This is a genomic window from Desulfosarcina sp. (assembly GCF_033791525.1).
GTDB lineage: Bacteria > Desulfobacterota > Desulfobacteria > Desulfobacterales > Desulfosarcinaceae > Desulfosarcina.
Genome location: NZ_JASJGN010000244.1, coordinates 1 through 11,725 on the forward strand (window position 1 = coordinate 1; position 11,725 = coordinate 11,725).

The window sequence follows — 11,725 nt, forward strand, 5'->3', positions numbered from 1 at the left end:
GCAGCGGCCAGTAGATGCAGGTGCTTGGAGCCGGGGATGTACACCAGAAACCCCATGATGGTGGCCATGTGGATCCAGTAGGCAATCTCGTAACCGGCAAAAACCTGCCTCGGGCTCATCTGGTCCAGGCCGAATAGGCCCACAAGCAAACCGGACAGGGGGAACACGCCGCGATAGTCATAAACGCCGGGTTCGACAGGCAGCAGGGTCTGAAAGGCGTTGATGGCCTGGAAGGTGATGATGATCAGACAGGTAAAAAGGATAATCAGGTTGGCGTCGGTCCCCAGGGTCAGGTAGGCCGGACGCAGCATGGTCCGCCGGTAGATGGCATAGGCAAACCCGACCAGTACGAATGAGGCCAGAATATCGGCCGTGAAGAGGTAGCCGCCATAGAGGCCGGGGATCCAATTCCCCACCTCGAATGCCGGGCACACCCCCTTGATCATCAATTCCAGGCTGTGGGGCTGCACGGCCAGAAAACCGAAAAAGATCAGGGTGTGGGCGATACCGGGCAATTTTTTTCGCCGAACGTTGGCCTGGCCCAGCACATCCTTGAACAGCACGCCGATACGCGCAGAGATCTGGTCCAGCTTGAATTCCGTGGTGCCTTCAACGGCCATCATCAGGCGATAGAGCCGTTTGACCCGCAAGAAGAAAAAAGAGAAGGCCCCGACTATGGCCATGAGCATGACAAATGATTTAATTATCGCGTACTGTTCCATTACCTACTCCGGAAAAAATTGATGGTTCCCTAAAATGCCCGATATCTGCGTTACGCTTCATCCCACCTCCACTCAGGAACTCAGAAGGAAGAAAATTGGGGCCAATGTTTTGGGGGTACCGAGAAATGGTCTTGGCCAGTATCCGTCCAGAAAGGGCAGTTTGGGGCCCAGATCAAGGCGAACGCTCAGCTTTGAACCCCAAACTGCCATTTCTGGCAGGCTGCCTGTGTTCGTTCACAAAGGGGAGATTTTGGTTCAGGCCAAGGCCGCAGGGAGGTTGAAACCGCAGGCGTAGCAGCGCTACGTCGAGGATTTCAGCCGAGCGAGAACGCCGGCCTGGGCCGAAAGATGCCCTTTGTGGATGAACACTACAACTTTTCTTTCAGTACTTCGGTTAATACCGGCACTACATCGAACAGGTCGCCGACAAATCCATAGTCGCACTTTTCGAAAATGGGTGCATCCTTGTCGGTGTTGAAGGCCACAATCACCTTTGACGTTTTCATGCCGGCAAAATGCTGCACCGACCCGGACAGGCCGCACCCGATATAGAGGCGCGGGCTGACGGTCTTACCGGTCTGCCCCACCTGCATGGCGTGGGGAGCAAAACCCGCATCCACGGCGGCGCGGGAGGCGCCGATAGTGCCACCCAACAACCGGGCACAATCACTTAGAATTTTATAGTTGTCCGCCGATGCGATGGGCCTGCCGCCGGTGACGATGACACCGGCTTCGGTCAGGTCTACCGTGTCGGCGGCCTCCTTTTTAACGTCCACCACCTTGACCAGACCCGGATCCTCGACGGGCGCCGCAAAGGACTCCACGGCGGCGTCTGCCGACGCTTCCACCGCATCGATGGCATTGGGACGAAGGGCACACAGCACCACCGGGCCGGACATCTTGACCGTGGCATACGTTTTACCCGAAAAGTGAGACTTCTTGACGGTTTTTGCGGCCACGTCAACTGCCATGCAGTCCGAGGCCAGAGGAAGATCCATCGATGCCGCCAGTCTGGCAAAAATGTCGCGTCCCTGAGCGCTGGCCAGTCCCAAAAGGGCATCCAGGCTGTAGTTGTCGATGGCGGTGGCCAAAGCCCTGGCCTTGAGGTCCGGACTGGTCGACATGTCGCCGCCCGCCACGGAAACCTGAACCACTTTGTGGGCGCCGTATTTTCCAAGGACCTCCTTGGCGCCGTCCGCCGAACCATCAAGCATCAGGGCGACGATCGTCCCCTCACCCTTTTCGCGTGCAGCGGTCAGAACGCCGAAATTGGTGTCCTTGATATTGCCGTCTTCGGTTTCAATCAATATGCCGATGGTAGTCATGCTTTTCTCCTTTATTGGAAGGCTTCGTAAAAAGCCCGATATCTGCGTTACGCTTCATCATTCGTCATTGCGGAGTATCGTCAATACGCCTCATTCCTCAGGATGGAACATGAATGTTCGCCGTAAGGATGAAATCAATTTGCTGACCACTCGCTCAAGCTCGCTACCGCGGCCCGCAAGCCTTGATCTCGGGCTTTTTACGAAGCCTTCGGAAATGCGCGTTTATTTACGAATTCCGACTGAAGGCTTGTCAGGAAAATGCAGGTTGCTTTGCAGGCCAAGGCCGCAGGATTTTTCAAACCGGAAGCGTAGCTGAGCTACGTCGAGGATTTGAAAAATACGAGAACACCGGCCTGGAATGCAAGATGCATTTTCCCATCTGTCAGATGACTTTTTCTTCTTCTTTTAAAATCCTCACCAGCTCTTCCATCGCCTGGCGAACATCGCCGCCCAGCATCTTGGCGCCGGTCCGCTCGGGAACCTTTTCCAACTTGACCAGTTCGCTCTGGGCACCATCGACGGAAACACCCAGATCGGCGATGGCCACCTCTTTGACCGGTTTTTTCTTGGCCTTCATGATATCCGGAAACTTGGGGTAGCGCGGTTCGTTGAGGCCCTTGGTGGTGCCCAGTACACAGGGAAGGGCCACTTCGAGCACCTCTCGCGCACCGCCGCCGATCTCATGCCCCACGGTAGCTTTGCCGTCAACGAGTTCCAGCCTGTTGATTTCGTTGACCACCGGCAGCCCCATGGCAGCGGCCAGGCGGTAGAGCGTCTGAAAGCCTTCAGAGTCCACGGCGCCCTTGCCGGTGAAAATGATGTCCGGCTTGCCGTCCTGCTGGATGGCCGCCGCAAGGGCCCGGGCCGTGGTCTGGCTGTCCAGAAACTGGCTCTCTATGGTGACCAGGATGCCCCGGTGGGCCCCCATGGCCATGGCTGCACGGATGGTGGCAGCGGCTGCCGCCTTGCCGACAGTGACAACGATCACTTCGCCGCCGTTCTTTTCCACCAGTTGTACGGCCTGTTCAACCGCGTATTCGTCGTAAGGATTGGCGATGAATTTGCAGCCGGCATCATCAAAACCGTTTTCGCCGACAACCTTGATGTTGGCCGCCGTGTCGGGCACATGTTTAACGCATACGTAGATCTGCATGATGGTGTCCTCACCTGTCTTTTGTTTTAAGCCACATTCCGGTTGCCGGAGATGGCGGGTACGACCCCCTTTGGGGAGGTGTCGTGAGTCGTACCCGCCCAGGCAGCAGGAGGAGGCCCTGCAAGGGATAATTTTTCTTTTTATTAATGTTTAATTATGAATTTTGAATGAAGGTATTCTATCATTCTAAAAGCCGACAGAATTCATCCATTCATAATTCAAAATTCATAATTCTTAATTAATTTTACGCTTTCATCCGCTCGTTTTTGGGATCATACAGCGGCATGGCCACGACTTCGGCGGCCAGACGCTTGCCCAGCACTTCCACCTCCAGCCGGGTTCCCGGCGCTGCCAGTGCCGGCGGCACATAACCCAGCGCAATACTCTTGTCGGTGCGGTGTCCGTATCCACCCGAGGAGGTCATGCCCACGATCTGGTCACCGTTGAAGATCGGGTTGTAGCCCCACGGATCGGCATCCTCTGCCTGGCATACCAGGCAGACCAGCTGACGCGGGACCCCAGCGGCCTTCTGCTTTTCAATCCCGGCCTTGCCGATAAAGTCTTTATCCATCTTCACCGTCCAGGCCACGTTGGTTTCCAGCGGCGTGTGGTGCACGTTCATTTCACTCTTCCAGGCCAGGTAGCCCTTTTCCAGGCGCATGGAATCCATGGCGTACATACCGAACATTTTCAGATCGAATGCTTCGCCCGCGGCCATCAGGGCCTGGAATACCGGGATCTGGGATTCGATGGGATGAAAAATTTCGTAGCCCAGTTCGCCCACGTAGTTCATGCGGTTGACCCGGCATTTGACCCGTCCCACGTAGATTTCCCGGCTGGTGCCGAAGGGGAAGGCCTCGTTGGAGACGTCGTTGTAACAGGCCTTGGCCAACACCTCCCGGCTTTTGGGGCCGGCGATCACCAGGCAACCCAGCTTGTAGGTCACGTCTTCCATGCAAACGCTGCCATCTGTGGGCAGGTTCTCCATCAGCCAATGCTGGTCGTGACGTTTGCCCACCGAAGCGGTGACACAGAAGTACTCGCCGTCTTTGATCCGGGTGACGGTCATATCCGATTTGAAGTTGCCGTTTTTGTCCAGCATGGGCGACAGGGCGATGCGACCATCTTGGACGGGCACTTTCTGGCAGGTCAGGTTGTTGAGCCAGGCCTCGGTGCCGGAACCGGTGATGCGGGTCTTGGCAAAGCGGGAGAGGTCCACCATACCTGCCTTCTCCATGACATGTTTGCACTCGGCGTCGACGATGTTGAAGGTGTTGTTGCGTTTCCAACCCGGGTTTTCACGATTCTCGGCAGGAGCCTGGGTGAAGTAGTTGGGGCATTCCCAGCCGTAGTAGTCGCCGAACACGGCACCAGCCTGCTTCTGGTACTCGTATATGGGCGCGGTTCGGTTTGGGCGGGCGGCGTCGCGCCAGTCGTTGGGGCAGATAATGGCATACAGCCGCGGGTAGGTGTCCTCGATCTTCTCGTGGTTGTAAGCCCAGTTGGCATAGCTGCCGTAGCGGCGGCTGTCCACCGGCCACAGGTCTATTTCAGGTTCGCCATTCATGATCCAGCCGGCCAGGTAGTGGCCGATGCCACCGGCCTGGGTGATGCCGAAACTGTACCCGCAGGCGTGGAAGAAGTTCTTCAACGGGTAGGCCGGACCCACCAGCGGGTCGCCGTTGGGCGTATAGGTGATGGGCCCGTCGGTGACGTGCTTGAAGCCGGTATCGCCCATAATGGGAAAACGGTAAATGCCATTTTCAATGAAATCCGCGATGTGGTCGATGTCCGGCTGCAGTTCGGTCTGGGCGTAGTCCCAGGGCACCCCTTTGGGGTTCCATTGTTTGACTTTGCTCTCGTATAGCCCGAGGATCAGGCTGTCCATCTCCTGGCGGATATAGATGGATCGGTCGGGGTCGCGCACCAGGGGCAGGTATCCGTCACGCTTTTCAACGGCATCGATGGCTTCGAAAAGGATGTGGGTATGTTCGCCGGCGATGGAGGGGATTTCCAGCCCTACCATCTTGGCCACTTCCGGTGCCCACAGGCCGGCGGCGTTGACAACGACTTCACAGGTGATGTCGCCCTTGTCGGTATGCACCAGCCATTCATCGGCAGGGGTGCGGTCGATACCGGTCACCTGGGTATGGGTGTTGATTTCCGCACCGAGCTTCTTGGCACCGATGCTCATGGCCATGGTCACGCTGTTGGGATCCACGTCACCGTCGTCGGGCCAGTAGAGACCGCCGAGCAAGTCTTCGGTATTGATCAGCGGGTGCATCGCTTTGATCTTGTCCGGTGTGACCCAGCTCACATCCAGACCCAGGCAGCGGTTCATGCTGTAGGCATAACCGAGTTCCTCCATGCGGCCGGGGTTGTCGGCCGTGCGGATGGAGCCGGTGGTGTGCCAGCCCACATTTTGGCCGGTTTCGGCTTCCAGACCCTGGTAGATCTCGATACTCTTCATGTTGACCTGGGTGCAGTAGTAGTTGCCGTGAAAAAAGGAGCAGTTGCCGGCTGCCATCCAGGTAGAGCCGGAGGTCAGTTCGTGTTTTTCGATCAGAACCACATCTTTCCAGCCATATTTAGCCAGATGATAGGCCACACTGACACCGATGACACCGCCGCCGATGACGACCACTCTTGCCTGTGTTTTCATAGTGTTTTGTCTCCTTTCGGTTAAAAATATTGTGTCGGCGCAAGTTCAACGCCAATAGTTTTATTAATGATAACAAACATTTATATTGGTTTAGGCATCACTTGGCGCTGCCATACGCCCCGTTGAGAAAATAATGCATCATCTTGTTTTTAGTTTTACGAAAATAGGTATCGAAGAATTGAGCAAAACCGCCGGGGTAGTAGATCATCACCACAATCAGCAGCAATCCGTACAAAAGCAGGTTCAGCCCCGGCAGGTTGGACAGCGACGAACGGATCAGTTCCATGGCGAAGATGAAGGGAAAGGCGATGACCGCCCCGCCCCACAGGCTGCCCCGGCCACCGATGTAGGCCACGGCCAGCACTTCGACTGTTTTGGAGGTGTGCATCATGTCCGGGGTGAGAATCCCATAGTAATGGGCGTAAAAGCCTCCCAGCACCCCGCCCAGGGCGCACGAGAGAACAAAGTTGCTCACCCGGTAAAACACCGGGTTGATCCCTGAGGTTCTTGCTGCCTCCATGTTCTGGCCAATGGCTTTAAAGGCCAATCCCATGCGCGTGCGTGTCACCCATTTGCAGATGATATAGATGGCCACCATTATGATCAGTAAAAGATAGTAATAGGGCACGTTGGACTGGGTCTCGAACAGCCGGTCCACGCGCATGCCCATTGGCCCGCGGGTCAGCCAGACCATCTTGGTGGCCAGGCCCATCAGTGCCAGGCCGAAAAACCAGGCCAGGCAGGCGGCAAATATGCCTCGCAGGCGCAGGGTGATCATGCCGATGGCCAGCCCCAGGACGCCGGCAACCACGCCCCCGGCAAGGATGCCCAGCCAGGGGGTCAGACCAAAGCGCTCGGCCAGAATGGCCGAGGTGTACCCCCCCAGACCCATGATGGCGCAGTAACCGAAGTTGACGATGTTGATCAGCCCGGCGGTAAAGTCGAAGGCGATGGCCAACGAGGCGATGAAGGCGGCGCTGATCAACCAGCGGATCAGGTACTCCTGGTTGAACGGCGGAACCATGGGCAATACCAATAGAACCAGCAGGGAGAGCAGACCCAGCGGGGTAAAGCACATTAGATTCAAAAGCTTGTCAAACGGGTTGACGGTCGGTATCGTCTTGTCCATGAATCCTCCGCTATTTATCCAGTACGCCGCGGACTTCCGAACCGAAAATGCCGCTGGGTTTGAAAATCAGAATCACAATAATCAGTGCCGTGGGCACCACGAAGTCCCAGCCGGAACCGATGTACTCAATGGTCAATACCTTGAGCAGGGCCACCATGAAGGCGCCCATCACCGCTCCGAGCACATTGCCCAGACCGGCCAGGATCACCACGAACCAGGCCATGTATAGCGGTTCCAGCCCCACCGACGGGTACGAAGGATACATGAAGAGCAGTCCGGCACCGGCAATCGCAGCCAGGGCGCAGGATAGCGACATGGTCAGCAAAAGGATGCCCTTGAGACCGATGCCCACCATCAGTGCCCCGGTCTCGTCCTGGGACACGGCCCGGATGGCCCGGCCGGTACGCGTGTAAGTCATGAAAAACCAGAACGTGGCCACCACCACCGCCGCCAGCACAAAGGCGATGGCGCGGTCGCGGGATATGAACACATCCATGACCGTGATGGGCATGCCTGCCCAGTAGTGCGTGATGCCTTTGAAGTCCGCCCCGAAGAATACCTGATGGGCGTTGATCATCACCACGGACAGGCCCACGGTGAGCAGAAAGGAGTTCATGACCCAGTTCTCGCGGCTGCGTTTTCTCAACGGGGAGAAGACCAACACCTCGGAGACCACGCCTGCCAGGGCACCCACGATCATGGCCGCCACGATGGTAATCAGCGGCCCCCAGAAGACCAGGATCGACTCGGGATGGGTGTTGATGTAATTGCTGATGGGGGTGAAGACATAGTAGGCCACTAGGGTGCCGATCATGAAGTACTCCCCGTGGGCGAACATGGGAATGTTGAGCACCCCCAGGGTCAGTGCCAGCCCCATGGCCACCAGGGCCGTCATCCCGCCGGTGACGACGGTGTTGACCAGCACGTAACCGCCGCGGTCAAAGGTGGCCAGCAGGGCAATCACCACGGTGGCGATGACGGCTATACCGGCCAGGGACTTGCACCACTTCAAGAACCGTTCCCAAAAACGTTTTTCCAGCTGTTCAGCCATGATTTCCTTTCCATTCGATCCGGATAAACCGGAAACAACAAATCGCAAGCACTAAAGCTTAAATAACAAACTACAAATCTCAAATAAATTCCAAATTACAATATCCAAATCTCAAAAAGAGTAAAAACCAACAGTTGGTTGCTATTTTGATTTCTCCACTATCGTTGGTTGGAATATCCTTTCCACAGGATCATAAGGTTTGGAATTTTTAATTTGGATATTGTGATTTATTTGTTATTCGGTTTTTGATTATTGTGATTTATTGACCATTTTCTATTTTTTTTCATAAATGAAAAAATGAATTTCATGGTTAAAATACCAAAGTGAGCGTTTAAACCCCTAAAAAGACCTTTCGTACGTGAGCGTCACAGGCTAAGTCACTGCTCTTTCCAGACAGTTCGATACGGCCGTTTTCCAGCACGTAGCCCCGGTCGGTCACCGCCAGAGTCTTGGTCACGTTCTGCTCCACCAGCATGATGGTGACTCCTTGTTTGACCAGGGTGTCCAGGCTCTGAAACACGTTTTCGGTCAGCAGCGGTGCCAGGCCGAAGGAGGGCTCGTCCACCAAAAGCAGCTTGGGATTGGGCATCAGCCCGCGGCCGATAGCCAGCATCTTGCGCTCGCCCCCGCTCATGGTGCCGGCCAGTTGGTTGCGCCGCTCCACCAGGCGTGGGAACAGGTCGTACACAAAGTCCAGGCGGTCTTTCTGCAGCCGCTTGTCCTTGATGGTATATGCCCCCATGAACAGGTTCTCCTGCACTGTCATGTTGACAAACAGGTTCATCGCCTCGGACACCAGAGAGATTCCCCGCCGGGCCACCTGGTTGCCCGGCAGACCGGCGATGTTCTCCGTGTCGAACAGGATCTCGCCGCTCATGGGTGAAACCAGCCCGGCGATGGTCTTGAGCGTGGTGCTCTTGCCCGCCCCGTTGGGACCCACCAGGCAGACGTACTCACCGGTGTCCACGGTCAGCGACACGTCACGCAGGATCTGCAGAAAGCCGTAGCCGGCATTGAGGTTCTTCACTTCCAGTAGCATCGCATCTCCGTTGGTTGAGGACTATGCCTCGGGCTGGGTTTCGGGATCGCACGCGTCCCCGGCATCGCCCAGGTAGGCCTTGGTCACCTTAGGGTCGTTGGCTACCTCTTCTGTGGTACCCTCGGCAATCTTGGTGCCGAACTGGATGCACACCAGCCGGTTGCAAAGATTCATGATCAGCTGCATGATGTGCTCGATCATCAGGATGGTGATTCCCTGGTCACGGATCTTAAAAATCAGGGTAATCATGTCCTTGAGCTCGCCTTCGCTCAGGCCCGAAGCCAGCTCGTCCAGAAAAAGCAATTTCGGGCCGCTAGCCAGGGCCCGGGCCAGGTCCAGGCGCTTGAGCTGCACGGTGTTGAGCTGTTCGCTGATGGTGTCTTCGGCAATGGGAAAATCAACGAATTCGAGCATCTTACGGCTGTGGGCCGCCGGATTCTTGACCGTACCCGGCTTGTTGCCGAAAATGGCCGCGGTCATCACGTTTTCCAGCACGGTCATCTTGGGAAAGGGAATCGGGATCTGAAAGGTGCGCGACAATCGGCGCCGGCACATCTTTTCCGGGGTCTTGCCCGTGGTGTTCTTGCCAAAAAAGAACACCTGGCCCGAGGTGGGTGGGTTCAAGCCGGAAATGGCGTTGACCAGGGTGGTCTTGCCCGCCCCGTTGGGGCCGATCAGACCTACGATATCCCCTTCGTTGATGTGCATGGACACCGCGTTGACCGCCGTCAGCCCGCCGAACTGCTTGGTTAACTCCTTGGTCTCCAGAACGATCATTTGCGCCTCACCTGATTGAGGAGTTGGGGATGCCGCCTGGACCGGAAGCGTCCGGTCCCGGCGGATGCTGTTACGGTGCGAACGGATGGGTTAGGGAGCCACAAACTCGGCTTCGGCCCAGTCTTCGGGATAAACGATGGAACCTTTGCCGCCCTTGTACTGGATTACCGGGAAGAAATAGCCGTCGCGGGCGACGACCGGGTCGGGCATGGTATCCATGTTGTAGCGGTATTCGTTCATGATGATGGCGCCATCGGCCTTGGAGTAAGTCAGCTTGCCGGTGTTGACCTCTTCCACCATGACCTTGTGGATGGTCTCCTTGTCCAGCTTGCCGTATTTCTCATTGGCGCGCTGCAGGATCTTGATGAAGAAACCGGCGCCATCATAGGATAGGCCGCCAGCCGAGGGGCTGGGCTTCATGCCGAAGCGTTTCTCATATTCAACGGCCCAGTCTTTGGCCTCCTGGGTGGTCAACTGGGGAATCATGTCCAGCACGCCGTCGGAGGCGGCGCCGGCCATCTTGTACCAGTCGCCGGACCAGCCCAGACCGTCGATGATGATCAACGACTTCAGGCCCACTTCGCGGGTCTGCTTGATGAAGGCAGAGGTCACCGGCGCAGCGGTGCTGGTGCTGAACAAAACGGCCACGTCTTTTTTCTTGAGTTTGCCCAGCAGGGGGTAAAAGTCGGTCTGGGTAATGGGGTAGAAGTCTTTTGACACCACCTTCCAGCCTTTTTTCTCGAACTCGACGGCAACGGCGTCACCGGCGCTGTGGCCCCAGTCGGTGTCTTCACAGGCGATGGCAACATTCTTGGCCTTGGGTTTGAACTTGCCGCTTTTCACCGCATTGTCGATGGTCTCGGCATAACCGGCCATCAGCTTCCCGGGAATCGGCCAACCTTTGCCTCCCCAGTAGCTGTATTTTTCGGGATCACTGCGCCATTTTTCGTTGACTACCTCGGTGGCACCGAAACCGAACATATGGGGAACCTTGTACTGGGCGGCCACATCCATGGCGGCCACGGCCGTGGAGCTGTGCCAGTTGATCACGCCGGCCTGGATGCCGATACGTTCGCAAGCCTCGGCGTAAGCGCTGGCCACCTTGGCCGGGTCGCTCTGGCTGTCGATCCAGACGGGTTCGAGCTTGTAGTCGCCGACCATGTTGTTGACCTTCTCGAAGGCCATGGTAACGGATCCCTTGAACTCGGCACCACTTTTAGCCGAAGGACCGGTAAACGGACCGATGATCCCCACCTTGAGAACCTTCTCGGCTGCCGCCGTTCCGGTAAACAGGGTCAGGGCAAAACAAACCATTACAATACTCACTATCAGCTTCTTTCCTCTCATGGGTTCCTCCGTTGGGGTTTGGGTTTGACCGCTCTTTGATGAAATAGAAAAAGTGCCACTTCCTTGCAGTTAAATATTCGAACGCAATAAACATACCGCAACAACTGATTCACATTCATTCAATCAAAAATGCTATCTCAGAATTGATTTTTTCAATCAACAACAATTTGTTAACTAATTTTTTCGGAAGTGCTCAAAATAGCATCTGTTTTTGCTGAAAGTCGCAAAAGCAAAAATTTTTGCCTATTAGCAAGCTATTTTGCGCTTCATGGTGAAAAATAGTTTGCGCTTCGATCCGATAGGCAATGGAAAAATTTGGCAACCGTAAGGAAACAGGAGTCATGTCGTCCCCTCACCCTCGATGAAAGCACACGAAAAAATGACGTCCGTTTGAAGCCTATCCCTCGAACATACCGGCCCGGAAGGCCTTGAGGTAGTTCATGCAGAAGTTGTCACGGCCGGCCAGGGCTTCGGCGGCGATGATAGTGGCCATCATGCGGCCGTCCAGCGGGTTGATGAT

General features: G+C 56.0%; 9 protein-coding genes. All 9 read right to left on the minus strand.

The features are described from left to right. Window positions 1-722: hypothetical protein (locus QNK41_RS12195; RefSeq protein ID WP_319257238.1), on the minus strand; the 722-nt coding region annotated here is incomplete at its 3' end. A gap of 368 nt (window positions 723-1,090) precedes the next feature. Then, window positions 1,091-2,047, minus strand: coding sequence for an electron transfer flavoprotein subunit alpha/FixB family protein (locus tag QNK41_RS12200; RefSeq protein ID WP_319257240.1), 957 nt, complete (start codon window positions 2,045-2,047; stop codon window positions 1,091-1,093). Between the two features lie 382 nt (window positions 2,048-2,429). Next, window positions 2,430-3,200 carry an electron transfer flavoprotein subunit beta/FixA family protein gene (locus QNK41_RS12205; RefSeq protein WP_319257242.1) on the minus strand — a complete coding sequence of 257 codons (771 nt, stop codon included), beginning with the start codon at window positions 3,198-3,200 and terminating at the stop codon, window positions 2,430-2,432. A 244-nt stretch (window positions 3,201-3,444) separates the two neighbouring features. Further along, window positions 3,445-5,862, minus strand: a complete 2,418-nt coding sequence (locus tag QNK41_RS12210) for an FAD-dependent oxidoreductase (RefSeq protein ID WP_319257245.1) — start codon at window positions 5,860-5,862, stop codon at window positions 3,445-3,447. A gap of 97 nt (window positions 5,863-5,959) precedes the next feature. After that, a complete protein-coding gene (locus QNK41_RS12215; protein WP_319257247.1) occupies window positions 5,960-6,991 on the minus strand; it encodes a branched-chain amino acid ABC transporter permease in 1,032 nt (343 codons plus the stop codon). Between the two features lie 10 nt (window positions 6,992-7,001). Continuing rightward, window positions 7,002-8,042 carry a branched-chain amino acid ABC transporter permease gene (locus QNK41_RS12220; RefSeq protein WP_319257249.1) on the minus strand — a complete coding sequence of 347 codons (1,041 nt, stop codon included), beginning with the start codon at window positions 8,040-8,042 and terminating at the stop codon, window positions 7,002-7,004. Window positions 8,043-8,373: 331 nt separating this feature from the next. Then, entirely contained in the window at window positions 8,374-9,081 is a 708-nt protein-coding gene (locus QNK41_RS12225) for an ABC transporter ATP-binding protein (RefSeq protein ID WP_319257251.1), read from the minus strand. A gap of 21 nt (window positions 9,082-9,102) precedes the next feature. Next, complete coding sequence (locus QNK41_RS12230) at window positions 9,103-9,858, minus strand: ABC transporter ATP-binding protein (protein ID WP_319257253.1); 756 nt, start codon at window positions 9,856-9,858, stop codon at window positions 9,103-9,105. Window positions 9,859-9,948: 90 nt separating this feature from the next. Next, on the minus strand, window positions 9,949-11,205 hold the full coding sequence (locus QNK41_RS12235; RefSeq protein WP_319257255.1) for an ABC transporter substrate-binding protein: 1,257 nt from the start codon (window positions 11,203-11,205) through the stop codon (window positions 9,949-9,951). Between the last annotated feature and the right edge of the window lie 520 nt (window positions 11,206-11,725).